Raw genomic sequence first — 12858 nt, 5'->3', positions numbered from 1 at the left:
TGGTGCCGCAGACCTGATCGGGGAAATCCCCCTACTGGCCGGAGGACGACACCGGTTCGTAGCCTTCCTGCGCATGGCAACGATCGACCGTCCGTTCGGCCGCTACTACGAGGACTTCGAGCGGGGTGACGTCTACCGCCACTGGCCGGGCAAGACGATCACCGAGTACGACGACCACCTGTTCTGCATGATCACGATGAACCACCACCCGCTGCACACGAACGCGTGGTTCGCCGAGAACGAGACCATCCAGAAGCAAAACGTGGTGGTCGGCAACCTGGTGTACTCGTTGGTGCTGGGCATGAGCGTGCCCGACGTGAGCGGGTCGGCCGTCGCCAACCTGGAGATCGAGTCGCTGAAGCACCCGAGGCCCACCTTCCACGGCGACACCGTCTACGCCGTGACCAAGGTGCTCGACAAGACCGAGACCTCCGACGGCAAGCGGGGCATCGTGACGGTCGAGACCAAGGGCATCAACCAGCGCAGCGAAGAGGTCTGCTACTTCCGCCGCAAGCTGATGGTGTGGAAGCAGGCCGAGGCGCCGCCGCGCCGGTTCCCCTACGAGCCCGATGTCTTCGTCGAGCCCTGACGCCGACGCCGACCGGGTGCGGCCGGCCGTCCACGGGTTCGCCGGCGACGGCGTCGCGGCCGCCTACGACCGGGGCCGGCCGTCCTACCCCGCCGAGGTGGTGGCCCACGTCGTCGGCCACGGCGGCATCGGGCCGGGCCGCCGGGTGCTCGACCTGGCCGCCGGCACCGGCAAGCTCACCCGGCTGCTGGCGCCCAGCGGCGCCGACGTCGTCGCCGTGGAGCCCGTCGCCGAGATGCGGGAGCGCCTGGCGTCGATCACGCCCCCGGTCGCGGCGCTCGACGGCACCGCCGAATCGCTCCCGCTCGACGACGCCTCGGTCGACGTCGTCACCGTCGCCCAGGCGTTCCACTGGTTCGACCCGCCCAAGGCGCTGGCGGAGATCCGCCGGGTGCTGCGCCCCGGCGGCTATCTCTTCTTGTTGTGGAACACGCGTGACCGCGGCCACCAGTGGGTGTCGGAGTTCGGCGACCTGCTGGTCGACGGCGACGGCGAACGCCCCTTCGACTCGTACCACGAGGTCGACTACGCCCAGGTCATCGCCGAGTCGTCGGACGGGTTCGGGCCGGTGGAGTGGTGGGAGCACGCCTGGGAGCAGCCCTGCGACGAGGAGCTCCTGGTGGCCCGGGCGGCGTCGGTGAGCGTGGTGGGCCTGCTCGACGAACCCGCCCGCACGGTGGTCCTCGACCGGGTGCGCCACCTGGCGCGCACCCACCCCGACCTGGCCGGGAAGGCCTGGTTCGGGTTCCCCTACGTGACCCGAGCGTGGCGGTGCCGCACGACCTGACCGACCTGAACCGTCACGAGCTGCTGGACTGGGCGGACCGGGAGCTGCGCGACCTCCCCTGGCGGCGGACGCGCGACCCCTGGGCGGTGCTGGTGTCGGAGGTGATGGCCCAGCAGACCGGCGTCGACCGGGTGGTGCCCTACTACGAGCGCTTCCTGGCCCGCCTGCCGGACCCGGCGACCTGTGCCGCCGCGCCCACGTCCGCAGTGCTGTGGCTGTGGTCGGGGCTCGGCTACAACCGCCGGGCGGTCAGCCTGCACCGCTGCGCCACGGCGATCGTGGCCGACCACGGCGGCCAGGTGCCCGACGACCTCGACGCCCTCCTGCGACTTCCGGGGATCGGCCCGTACACGGCCCGGGCGGTGCTGGCGTTCGCCTTCGAGCGGCCGGTCGGGGTGGTCGACACCAACGTCGGCCGGGTGCTGGCGCGCTGGGCCGGCCGTCCGCTCCCGGTCGCCGAGGCGCAGGCCCTGGCCGACGAGCTGGTGCCGCCTGGCCGCCCGTGGCTGTGGAACCAGGCGGTGATGGAGCTCGGCGCGACCGTGTGCCGGCGGCGCGGGCCCGACTGCACCCGCTGCCCGATCACGGCGGGTTGCGCCTGGTCGGCGGCGGGGATGCCGTCACCCGATCCGGCCGACGGCTCGGCGGGCGTGAGCCGGGCCCAGTCGCGCTTCGAGGGCTCCGACCGTCAGGGGCGGGGCCGCCTCGTGGCGGCGTTGCGGCACGGGCCGGTGGCGCTCGACGACCTGGCCGAGGTGATGGGCTGGCCCGACGACGTCGAACGGGCGCAGCTGGTCGCCAAGGGTGTGGTTGCCGACGGTCTGGCCGACCACGACGGGGGATCGTTCCGCTTGCCGTAACGATCGTTATTGCACTTCGAGTAAGTAAAGCGACATCATCGGCGGACGGACTGAGCAGGGGGATGGGCATGCGGGCAACTCGGGCACGACTGGGCGCCATCGTCCTGACCCTGGTGGCCGGGGTCACCGCCTGCACCGACGACCAGGAGGCCGACCGGTTCGAGGAGCTCTCCCAGGGCACCGAGCTGGCCGACTGGGAGGTCCGCCCCGGCGTCGAGATGGCCACGGTGTTCGGAGCCGAGCCCGGCCAGTCGCTCACCCTCTACGACGACGAGGGCTCGAAGGTCACCACCTTCCCCGCCGACGACCAGGGCCGCGCCCACTTCGCCTACATCCCCGACGACCCCGACGTGTCGATCGACGAGGCGCTGTCGGTGGGCCTGGCGAACGGCAGCACCCTGCGCCCCGGCCGCTACCTGCTGCGCGACGACGGCGTCGAGCCGGCGCTCGCCAGCGAGCCGTTCGAGGTGCTGGGCCGCGACGACGCCCCCGAGCTGGCCTTCTACCAGGACCAGGAGCTCGACGGCGTCGCCCTCGACGTCGTCGGCACGCCGGTCGCCGGCACCGAGCTCGCCGACGGGTTCCAGTACATCGCGATGCGCGACGGCGTGACGCTCAGCGCCATGGTGCGCTTCCCCGACGAGGCCATCTACGGCGAGGCGCCGTGGCCCACGGTGGTGGAGTACTCCGGCTACGGCCCCTCGAACCCCGACGCCGAGGAGGCCGGCTCCCGCCTGGCCCGCTCGTTCGGCTACGCCACCGTCAGCGTCAACATGCGGGGGTCCGGCTGCTCGGGCGGCGTGTTCGACACCTTCAACCCGGCGCAGCAGGCCGACGGCTACGACGTGATCGAGGCCGTCGCCCAGCAGCCCTGGGTGCTGAACAACAAGGTCGGCATGGTCGGGCTGTCGTACTCCGGCATCACCCAGCTGTACACGGCGGCGACCCGGCCGCCCAGCCTGGCCGCGGTCACCGCCCAGTCGGTGATCGCCGACCCGTGGCTGCAGCAGTGGCCGCAGGGCATCTACAACGACGGCTTCACCCGCAACTGGCTGGCCGAGCGCGAGCGGCAGTCGGGTGCCGGTGGCAGCGACTGGGTGTCGGCCCGCATCGAGGGGGGCGACACCACCTGCCGCGGCAACGTGGCCGACCACGAGCTGAACATCGACTTCGAGGCGTTCGGCCGGGCGCTGGCCATGCGCCCGGCCGACGCCGACGCCCGCGACCTGCGCGAGCTGGTGCGTGACGTCGACACCGCGGTGTTCCTCACCGGGGCGTTCCAGGACGAGCAGACCGGCCCCCAGTTCGGCGCCATGCTCGACTCCTTCGAGAACGCCCGCACGCTGCGGGTCGGCCTGTGGAACGGCCGGCACCCCGACGGCTACTCGCCGATGAACCTCATGCAGTGGTACGAGTTCCTGGAGCTCTACGTGGCCGAGCGGGTGCCCCGGGTGCCGGACGTGCTGCGGGCCGCCGGGGTGGAGGACGTGGTGGCCGACGAGTTCGGCTTCGAGGACGCCGACCTCGGCCCCGACCGCCTGGCCGACGAGTACGGCGAGGACTACGCCGCCGCCCTCGCCGCCTACGAGGACGAGGACCCGGTGCGGGTGGTGTTCGGCAGCGGGCAGGGCGGCAACGAGGTCGGCGAGCCCGGCGGCGTGTTCGAGACGACGTTCGAGTCGTGGCCGCCGCCCGACGCCGAGGCCCGGACCTGGTACTTCGGGGCCGAGGGGGGCCTGGTCGACGACGGCGACGTCGCCGGCGACGAGGCCATCGACCGGTTCGCGTTCGACCCGGCGGCGGGGGCGACGACCCTGCTCGAGGACTACGACACGCTCTCGGCGCTGCAGGACTGGCGCTGGAGCCGCTTCCCGGCGGGTGCCACGGCGTCGTACCTGTCGGAGCCGCTCGACGAGGACGTGGTGGTGGCGGGCCAGGGCTACGTCGACCTGTGGGTCGGGGCGAACGCCGCCGACGCCGACGTCCAGGTCACGATCTCCGAGGTGCGCGCCGACGGCGTCGAGCTCCTGGTGCAGAACGGCTGGCTGCGGCTGGGCCACCGGGCGCTCGACGACGACCGCTCCGAGGGCCTCGAGGTGGTCCACTCCTTCACCGAGGACGACTACGAGCCGCTGCCGCCCGACGGCGAGCTGGTGGAGGCCCGCATCGAGATCCCCGCGATGGGCCACGCCTTCCGGGCGGGCTCGCGCATCGACGTGACTGTCAGCTCGCCCGGGCGCAACCACGTCACCTGGACGTTCGAGCCGCCCGAGGGCGTCGACGCCACGACCGCCTACCGGGTCGGCCACGGCGGCGACACCCCGTCGTCCGTGGTGCTGCCGGTGGTCGACGTCGACTACGACCCCGAGCCCTCCACCCCGGCGCCCTGCCCGGGCCTGCGGGGCCAGGCCTGCCGCCCCTACACGCTGTCGGCCAACACGCCCGACGCCTGACTGACCTGACCTGACCTGAAACTTCGACAGAGGTGGCGCCATAGCGACCACCTCTGTCGAAGTTTCGGTGGGTGGGGGGTGTCAGGCCGTCTTGCGGTACCTGGCCACGGCCAGCGGGGCGAACACCGCCACCAGGCCGACCGTCCACGCCAGCGACAGCGCCACCCAGTACCCGGTGGTGTGCGACAGGCCGGCGGCCTCCGGGCTGCCCAGGGACAGCGAGCGGACGGCGTTGGTCATCGCCGTGAGCGGCTGGTTCTCGGCGACCGGCTGCAGCCAGCCGGGCATCGAGTCGACCGGGACGTAGGCGCTCGACACGAAGCTGAACGGGAACACCAGCATGGCCACGCCCTGCGACGCCTGCGCCGTGCCGGCCAGCAGCCCGAGGAAGACGAACAGCCACACGAAGGCGAAGCCGAAGGCCACGCACAGGCCGAGGGCCAGCAGCAGCTCGGCCGGCGAGCCGTCCGGGCGGAAGCCGACGGCGAAGCCGATCGCCGCGGTCACCAGCAGGCTCCAGGTGAGCACGCCGGTGTCGGCGATCGACCGTCCGGCCACCAGCGCCCAGCGAGGCACGGGCATCGACCGCAGCCGGTCGAAGAAGCCGTGCTCGACGTCCTCGGCGGTGCCGGTCGCCGTGGTCATGCCGGAGAACAGCAGGCCGGTGACCACGAAGCCCGGCACCATGAAGTCGACGTACGGGACGCCGCCCGGTGTCGCCATCGCCCCGCCGAACACGTAGCGGAAGATCAGCAGGAACATGGCGCCCTGGATGGTGCCCAGCACCACCAGCTGCGGGGTGCGGACGAACTTGCGGATGGTGCGGGCCGCCACCGACAGGGTGGTGGCGACGGCGCCCGCCGGCCGGTCGGTGCGGGTGACGACGAAGGCCTCGTCGCCCGCCAGCCCGTGCGGCGTGAGCGTGGTTGCGGTCATGGAGCTCATCTCTCCTGTCCTTTCGAGTCGAGTCGAGTCGTTCTTGCGGGGTGGGTGGCGGCGGGTCAGGCGGCGTCGGAGGCGGGCTCACCGGTGAGCGTGAGGAAGACCTCGTCGAGCGTCGGGCGACGGACGGCGATGTCCTCGACCTGCAGGCCGGCCTCGTCGATGGCCCGGATGGCGGCAGGGACGACGGCGGTGCCACCGTCGACCGGCACGGTCACCCGCCGGGAGCCGGCGTCGACCCGGGGTGCCTCCACCCCGACCCGGCTCAGCACCTCGGCCAGCTGCGGCAGGTCGCCGGCGTCGTGGGCGTGGAGCTCGATGACGTCGTGGCCCGCCCGGCTCTTCAGCTCGGCCGGCGTGCCCTCGGCGATCACCTTGCCGTGGTCGATGATGACCACCTGCTTGGCCAGCCGGTCGGCCTCCTCCAGGTACTGCGTGGTGAGCAGCACGTCGGTGCCGTGGTCGACCATCACGTTGATGGCGTCCCACAGCTCGATGCGGCTGCGGGGGTCGAGCCCGGAGGTGGGCTCGTCGAGCAGCAGCAGGCGGGGTGCGCCGACCATCGAGGCGCCCAGGTCGAGCCGGCGCCGCATGCCGCCGGAGTAGGTGCGCACCAGCCGGCCGGCGGCGTCGCTCAGGCCGAGCTGGTCGAGCACGGCCGTCGCGCTGGCGGCGGCGCTGCGACGGCTGTGGCCGAACAGGCGGGCCACCATCTGGAGGTTCTCCCGGCCGGTCATGGCCTCCTCCACGGCGGCGTACTGCCCGGCCAGGCCGATCATGCGGCGGACCTGCTCGGGATGGCGGGTCACGTCGACCCCGCCGACCCGCAGGGTGCCGCTGTCGGGCCGCAGCAGCGTGGCGATGGTGCGGACGAAGGTGGTCTTCCCGGCGCCGTTCGGCCCGAGCACGGCGACCACCTGGCCGCTGTCGGCGACGAGGTCGAGGCCGGCCAGCGCCTGGGTCTTGCCGAAGCGCTTGGTGAGGCCCTGGGCCTCGACCATGGGGGTGGTTGCGGTCATCGTGGGTGTCCTCCCAGTAGGTGCGGTCGTGTGGGGTGTTGCGGGTACGGCGGTCAGTCGTCGACCTGGGCGCGGACGGCCTCGGTGTCGAAGCCCCAGACGTTGGTGCCGGTCTCGGCCCAGGTGCGCCAGCCGTCGAGGCCGTCGAGCTCGCCCGACTCGATGTCGGCGATCAGCCCGCGGACCCACTCGAGCTCGGCCTGCCGCAGGGTCGCCATGTACTCGCCCTCCAGCAGGAACAGGCGGGGGAGCTTCCACTCGGCGGCCTGCTCCTTCATGGCCTGCTCCTCCTCGATGAGGGTCTCGAGGGCGGTGCAGCGGGTCTTCAGCAGCTCGAGCACCCGGTCGGGGTGCATGGCGCCGATGAGCGCCAGGGCGGCCTCGAACTGCAGGTACTCCTTCTCGGGGCTGGCGATCAGGTCGGACAGCCACTCGTCGACCTCGACCCGGCCGGCGTCGGTGATCTCGTAGATCGTCCGCTCGGGCCGCTTGCCCTCCCGCACGGTCTCGACGGCCCGGATCAGCTCACGCTTCTCGAGGCTGGCGACGACCCCGTACAGCGACCCGAAGTTGAGCCGCACCGCCTCGTGCGTGTGGCGCATCCGGAGCGTCTGCGTGATCTCGTACGGATGCATCGCCTTCTCCAGCAGGCACGTCAGCACCGCCAGAGCCAGTGGGTTCGACCGTGTCTTCCTCGGCATACGCCGAAGAATACTCCGGTCAGAGTACTTGTCAAGAAGTACTCCCAACAGAATGCCCCACCAGGGATGCTCCCACTCGGCCATGGCCGTGAAGGGCACTATAATTACCTATATGTAATTTAAAGTATCAGCGCTCGGACTTCAGTTGTGCCAGTTCGATTCCCCGTTCGAATTGCTAGTCCGATTGCAGTCCCGGTCCGACAATTGAAGTATTTGTCGGACTACTATCATTCGACGTGGATCTTGAGGCTCTGCGAAACAGTCCTGGTGGCCAGCTCGTGCCCGTCAGCGGTCACGACCCTCGACTCGGGCGCGACTACGAATACTTCGCGTTCCTTCCCGATCCGCTGCCTGAGTCGGTCCTGTTGGAGCAGGCGACGTGGATCGTCGTCGTCGAGGCGATGGCAGCCCTGGGGCGACTCGATCAGGCGGGTGTGCAGATCCCGAACCCGATGCTTCTCAGGGGCCCCCTGCTGCGGCGCGAAGCCGTCAGCACCTCGGCGCTCGAGGGCACCCATGCGGCATTCGCTGACGTGATGGAGGCCGACATCGCCGACGGATCGTCTCAGACGCCCGAGGTGAGGGAGGTGCTCAACTACGTGCTCGCGGCCGAGTTCGCCCTCGCCGAGATCCGGGACGGCCGGCCGATCTCGACATCGCTCCTGTCGACGGTGCAGGAGATGCTCGTGAAGGGGACGAAGGACGAAGGACCTGAGTCGGGCCGGATCAGGACCACACAAGTCCTCATCGGCTCGGATGGCTGCGCCATCGCCGATGCCCGATTCATCCCACCTCCACCGGACGATCGCCTGCGGGCGGCGACGGACGACTGGGCCGCGTGGCTGAAGCGCCGGAACGAGCTGCCGATCGTGGTCCAGGCAGCACTTGCTCACCATCAGTTCGAAACGCTCCACCCGTTCCACGACGGCAACGGCCGCATCGGTCGCCTGGTGGTGTTGCTGCAGCTCGTCCACGCGGGTGACCTCCGTGAACCACTTCTGGAGATCTCACCCTGGTTCGAGAGGCGCAAGCGCGACTACCAGGACCACCTGTTCGAGGTCAGTGCCACCGGTGACTGGAACAGGTGGGTCCGCTTCTTCTGTGCCGCGATACGGGACCAGGCGGACGACACCGTCCGTCGCATCAACGACCTGCTGCGTCACCAGATAGAGGTCCGGGCACTCCTGCGCTCCGAGAAGGTCCGAGGTGTGGCCGTGGCGATCGCCGAGGAGTTGATCGGGCAACCGGTCGTGACGGCCTCGTGGGCGGCGAGCCGGCACAAGGTCACGTTCGCAGCGGCAAACAACAGCATCGGTCGTCTGGTCGGGCTGGGAGTACTGCGCGAGGCGACAGGCCGCGGCTACGGCCGCGTCTTCCGGTCGGATGCCATATTCGACATCCTGACGAGCTAGTTCCTCGCGCGCAGCGGCCCCTGGCGACTGGGAACGCCGGGGGCCGCAGCGGGCTGGGGTGGGGGAGCTGGGGTTACACGGTGGGGGCCGGTTGGGGGCCGCGGACGAGGCGGCCGGGGTGGGCGCCGGTGGGCTCGTCGTGCTCGCGGACGACGACGCCGCGCTTCACGGTGGCGACGTAGCCCGAGGCCCGCTGGATCAGGCGGCGGCCGCCGGCGGGCAGGTCGTAGACCATCTCGGGGGCGGCGATCGACAGGGCGTCGAAGTCGATCACGTTGACGTCGGCGAGGTAGCCGGGTGCCAGCAGGCCCCGGTCGTCGAAGCCGTAGAGCTCGGCGGTCTGGCGGGTCTGGAGCCGCACCGCCTGCTCCAGCGGCAGCCGGTCGCCCCGGTCGCGGTCGCGGGCCCAGTGGCTGATCATGTAGGTGGGCAGCGAGGCGTCGCAGAGGATCCCGCAGTGGGCCCCGCCGTCGCCCAGCCCCAGCACCGTGCCGGGCTCCAAGAGCATCTCCCGCAGGGCGCCGAAGTCGCCGTACGAGTAGCCCAGCAGCGGGAAGTACAGCAAGGCATGGCCGTCGTTCTCGAGCATGAGGTCGTAGGCGACCTCGTTGGCGGGTCGCCCGTCGCGCGCCGCCAGCGCGGCGACGCTCCGCGACGGTGCCGGCTCGTACTCCGGCGGGTCGCCCAGGGCGTACAGCTTCGAGAAGTTCGACAGGAAGGCGGCGATCCCGTCGATCACGCCCGACTCGCCCAGGATCGCGGCGCGCACCTCGGGCTTGCGCAGCTCGGCGATCCGCTCGGCGAACGGCAGCGCGGCGAGCGGCGCGTAGGCCTCGTGGAACATGAACGGGTGGGCGGTCGACTCGAAGCCCAGCAGCAGGCACGCCGGACGTCCCGCGACCTGCGGCACGATCCGGGCGCCGTCGGCGTTGGCCTCCTCCGACAGATCGAGGAGGCGCCGCCAGTGCTCGGGCCGGATGTCGTCCTGCAGGCAGCCGAAGGTGACCGGCCGCCCGGTCTCCCGGGAGATCTTGGCCATCCAGGCGAACTCGCCCTCCGGGTCGAACATGTCGCTGGCCACCTCGAACACCCCGGTACCGGCCTCGCCCAGGGCCAGGCCGATCCCGACGAGCTCGTCGGCCGACGCGGTGGTCCCGGCGGCCAGCTCCCCGTCCTTGGCCCGGTGGAGCAGCGTGCGGGTGGTCGAGAAGCCGACGGCGCCGGCCTCGACGGCCTCGCGCACCAGCGCGGCCATCCGGTCGATCTCCTCGGGCGTGGCCTCGGCGTTGTGGCCGCCGCGCTCGCCCATCACGTAGGCCCGCACGGGCCCGTGCGGCACCAGGGCGCTGACGTCGAGCACGCGGGGCAGGCGCTCCAGCTCGTCGAGGTACTCGGGGAAGCTCTCCCAGTTCCAGGTCATGCCCTCGTCGAGCGCCGTGCCGGGGATGTCCTCGACGCCCTCCATGAGCTGGATGAGCCAGGCCCGCCGGTCGGGCGCCGGGTCGGCGGGCGCGAAGCCGACGCCGCAGTTGCCCATCACGATGGTGGTGACGCCGTGCCACGACGAGGGGGAGATGTCGGGGTCCCAGGTGGCCTGGCCGTCGTAGTGGGTGTGGATGTCGACCCAGCCGGGGGTGACCAGCAGGCCCTCGGCGTCGATCTCGCGGCGCCCGGGCTCGGCGACCGTCCCGACGGCCGAGATGCGGTCCCCGTCGATGGCGATGTCGGCCACCCGTGCCGGCCCGCCCGAACCGTCGACGACCCTGCCGTTGCGGATCACCAGATCGTGCACAGCGCCTTCCCCCTTACGCCTGCGTGGTGACCTCCAGGCAACCACCTCTTGACCCGCAGGTCAAGATAAATCTGCGTCAGCCGTGCAAAAACTCCAGGATCAGTGGGTTGACCACGTCAGGGCGTTCGAGGTGCAGGAAGTGGCCGGATTTCTCGACCACCTCCACCCGCGAGCCCTCGGCCGGGAGGAAGGGCCGGGCTGCCTCGGCGAACTCGACGCCCATGCAGCCGTCGTCCTGGCCGTGCAGGTACAGGGTCGGCACGGGCACCGGGCCCGACGCCGCCGAGTCCAGGGCGATGATCTCCGGGTCGGTGCTGAGGCCCACGCCGCCGAGCGTCGCCCGGTAGTAGCCGAGCGCCGCGGCCAGGTTGGCCGGGTCGCGCAGGGACTCCTTCACGTGGGGCACGTCCTCGGTCGCGTCGTAGCCGGGCGACCAGTCGGCCCACAGCCGGTCGATGAACTCCAGGTCGCCCATCGACACCGCCATCTCGGCCAGCGGGTGCTGGAAGAGGAACATGTACCAGGACCGCTGCAACTGGTCGTAGCTGAAGAACCCGGCGGTCACGGCGCCCGTCGGCGGCACCGCCAGCGTCACCAGCCGACGCCAGGGCGCGTCGTGCACCGCGGCGTACGACGCCATCGCTCCCCAGTCGTGGCCGATGAGCACGGCTTCCGAGTCGCCGCCGAGCGCGGCGTGGAGCGCCGACGCGTCGCGGCCGACCATCGCCAGCTGGTACACGCCGTCGTCGGGCACCGACGTGGGCGCGTAGCCCCGCAGCCACGGAGCGACCGCCCGGTACCCGGCGTCGGCGAGCAGAGGCAGCAGGTGCCGCCACGTCCACGCCGAATCGGGGAAGCCGTGGAGGCACAATGCCAGCGGACCGGAGTCGCCCGCGGCGAGGTATCCGAACCGCAGCCCGTTCGCCTCGACCGTGCCTTCGCTGATGCCCGTCGTCATGGCGCATCAAGCTAATGGCCTCGGCGCCGGCCGAGTCCGCTCGGGGCGGTGGCGGGGGTGGCTGGTATGGGCTCGCCGGAGGCTGTCCAACCTGGTGATTGTCGTCACACCCCGGGCTGGTGCGCGACCGGCTTGGGTAACGTCGCCCAACACACAGGGGTGCTCTCGGGGGAACGTTTGCTGAACGTCTCGTTTTACGGAGTCCGGGGTTCGACCCCATGCCCATGCGATGAGAACCGTCGCTACGGAGGCAACACGTCGTGTGTGGCTCTCGACGCGCCCGGCCACGACCCGATCGTGCTCGACCTCGGCACCGGGCTCCGCCAGTGGGGGCGAACCCTGCCACGAGACGGCAGCTTCCGAGGGTCGGCGCTCGTCACCCACCTCCACTGGGACCACGTGCAGGGCCTCCCGTTCTTCGCTCCGATCCTGGCCGCCGGCGCCGAGCTCGACGTGTACGGCCCGGCCCAGGAGGAGAGCTCGCTCGACGAGGCCTTCCACCACTTCGTCTGTCCGCCGTACTTCCCGGTCACGCTGGAGGAGCTGTACGGCCGCATCCGCTTCCACGACGTGAGCGATGCCGACCTGGCGTTCAACGGCGCCAAGGTGCGGGTGCGGGAGGTGCCCCACTGCGGGTCGACCAACGGCTACCGCGTGGAGATGGGCGGCGCCAGCGTCGCCTACCTGTCCGACCACCAGATGCCGCTCGACGGCAGCCACGCCGTGACCGACGAGGTGCTGGAGCTGTGCGACGGCGCCGACCTGGTGATCCACGACGCCCAGTACACGAAGGCCGAGTTCGCCGAGAAGTCGTTCTGGGGGCACTGCACCGTCGAGTACGCGGTGTTCGTGGCGCAGGAGGCCGGGGCCAAGCGCCTGGCCCTGTTCCACCACGACCCGGCGCACGACGACGACCAGGTCGACCGGCTGCTGCGCGACGCCCGCAGCGCCGCCGAGTCGACGTCGCTGGAGGAGGTCGTGGCCGCCTACGAGGGCCTCACCCTCTCCTTCGGCGGCTGAGCCGCACCTGACCCGGCGTCAGGTCGCTGGATAGGGTGCCCCATGCCAACCACCCCGCCGCCGCCCCAAGCGGACTCGGCTGCGCCGAGGCAAGCTTCTCCTGTGAACGCCGCCGACGGTTCCGCTCCTCCCGTGATCGACACCGCCCGCTTCCGCCAGGTGCTGGGGCACTTCCCGACCGGGGTCACCGTGATCACCTCGACCACGCCCGACGGTCCCGTGGGGCTGGCCGTGGGCTCGTTCTTCTCGGTGTCGCTCGACCCGCCGCTGGTGGCGTTCTGCGCCGCCAAGACGTCGACCAGCTACCCGAGGGTCGAGGCGGCCG

At 71.3% G+C, this 12858-nt stretch carries 12 protein-coding genes; 7 read left to right on the top strand and 5 right to left on the bottom strand.

What is annotated here, in order from left to right:
* Positions 1-73 precede the first annotated feature (73 nt).
* The 4 genes from VK611_20750 (at position 74) to VK611_20735 (ending at position 4689) form a co-directional block, all read left to right on the top strand.
* Positions 74-589, top strand: coding sequence for a MaoC family dehydratase (locus VK611_20750; protein ID HMG43774.1), 516 nt, complete (start codon positions 74-76; stop codon positions 587-589).
* Complete coding sequence (locus VK611_20745; GenBank protein HMG43773.1) at positions 570-1376, top strand: class I SAM-dependent methyltransferase; 807 nt, start codon at positions 570-572, stop codon at positions 1374-1376. The genes VK611_20750 and VK611_20745 overlap by 20 nt, the downstream gene beginning before the upstream one ends.
* The gene (locus VK611_20740; protein HMG43772.1) at positions 1355-2236 is read left to right on the top strand and encodes an A/G-specific adenine glycosylase; all 882 of its coding nucleotides are present in this window, start codon (positions 1355-1357) and stop codon (positions 2234-2236) included. Before VK611_20745 ends, VK611_20740 begins: the two co-directional genes overlap by 22 nt.
* 68 nt (positions 2237-2304) lie before the next feature.
* The gene (locus VK611_20735) at positions 2305-4689 is read left to right on the top strand and encodes a CocE/NonD family hydrolase (GenBank protein HMG43771.1); all 2385 of its coding nucleotides are present in this window, start codon (positions 2305-2307) and stop codon (positions 4687-4689) included.
* An 81-nt stretch (positions 4690-4770) separates the two neighbouring features.
* Here VK611_20735 and VK611_20730 read toward each other — a convergent pair whose 3' ends face one another.
* From VK611_20730 to VK611_20720, 3 genes are all read right to left on the bottom strand, one after another.
* Positions 4771-5625, bottom strand: a complete 855-nt coding sequence (locus tag VK611_20730; GenBank protein ID HMG43770.1) for an ABC transporter permease — start codon at positions 5623-5625, stop codon at positions 4771-4773.
* A 65-nt stretch (positions 5626-5690) separates the two neighbouring features.
* Positions 5691-6650, bottom strand: coding sequence for an ATP-binding cassette domain-containing protein (locus tag VK611_20725; protein HMG43769.1), 960 nt, complete (start codon positions 6648-6650; stop codon positions 5691-5693).
* A gap of 53 nt (positions 6651-6703) precedes the next feature.
* A complete protein-coding gene (locus VK611_20720) occupies positions 6704-7351 on the bottom strand; it encodes a helix-turn-helix transcriptional regulator (protein HMG43768.1) in 648 nt (215 codons plus the stop codon).
* A gap of 236 nt (positions 7352-7587) precedes the next feature.
* Here VK611_20720 and VK611_20715 point away from each other — a divergent pair, with 236 nt between their 5' ends.
* Positions 7588-8763: a Fic/DOC family N-terminal domain-containing protein gene (locus tag VK611_20715; protein ID HMG43767.1), complete on the top strand. Its 1176-nt coding sequence runs from the start codon at positions 7588-7590 to the stop codon at positions 8761-8763.
* Positions 8764-8836: 73 nt separating this feature from the next.
* On the opposite strand, the gene VK611_20710 is transcribed toward VK611_20715, so the two are convergent.
* Positions 8837-10555, bottom strand: coding sequence for an amidohydrolase family protein (locus VK611_20710; GenBank protein ID HMG43766.1), 1719 nt, complete (start codon positions 10553-10555; stop codon positions 8837-8839).
* Positions 10556-10631: 76 nt separating this feature from the next.
* On the bottom strand, positions 10632-11513 hold the full coding sequence (locus VK611_20705) for an alpha/beta hydrolase (GenBank protein ID HMG43765.1): 882 nt from the start codon (positions 11511-11513) through the stop codon (positions 10632-10634).
* 264 nt (positions 11514-11777) lie between these two features.
* Here VK611_20705 and VK611_20700 point away from each other — a divergent pair, with 264 nt between their 5' ends.
* A complete protein-coding gene (locus VK611_20700) occupies positions 11778-12533 on the top strand; it encodes an MBL fold metallo-hydrolase (protein HMG43764.1) in 756 nt (251 codons plus the stop codon).
* Positions 12534-12665: 132 nt separating this feature from the next.
* On the top strand, positions 12666-12858 hold a 193-nt coding region (locus VK611_20695), incomplete at its 3' end, for a flavin reductase family protein (protein HMG43763.1).

It is taken from the genome of Acidimicrobiales bacterium (assembly GCA_035316325.1).
Taxonomy (GTDB): Bacteria; Actinomycetota; Acidimicrobiia; order Acidimicrobiales; family VFJN01; genus DASXTK01.
Note: the sequence above shows the minus strand (reverse complement) of the source record. Positions and strands in the feature narration are given on the sequence as shown.

What these genes read in the sequence shown, in the direction of transcription:
- VK611_20750 (HMG43774.1), top strand. Translation starts at nt 74, where the DNA reads ATGGCAACGATCGACCGTCCGTTCGGCCGCTACTACGAGGACTTCGAG.
- VK611_20745 (HMG43773.1), top strand. Translation starts at nt 570, where the DNA reads ATGTCTTCGTCGAGCCCTGACGCCGACGCCGACCGGGTGCGGCCGGCC.
- VK611_20735 (HMG43771.1), top strand. Translation starts at nt 2,305, where the DNA reads ATGCGGGCAACTCGGGCACGACTGGGCGCCATCGTCCTGACCCTGGTG.
- VK611_20730 (HMG43770.1), bottom strand. Translation starts at nt 5,625, where the DNA reads ATGACCGCAACCACGCTCACGCCGCACGGGCTGGCGGGCGACGAGGCC.
- VK611_20725 (HMG43769.1), bottom strand. Translation starts at nt 6,650, where the DNA reads ATGACCGCAACCACCCCCATGGTCGAGGCCCAGGGCCTCACCAAGCGC.
- VK611_20720 (HMG43768.1), bottom strand. Translation starts at nt 7,351, where the DNA reads ATGCCGAGGAAGACACGGTCGAACCCACTGGCTCTGGCGGTGCTGACG.
- VK611_20705 (HMG43765.1), bottom strand. Translation starts at nt 11,513, where the DNA reads ATGACGACGGGCATCAGCGAAGGCACGGTCGAGGCGAACGGGCTGCGG.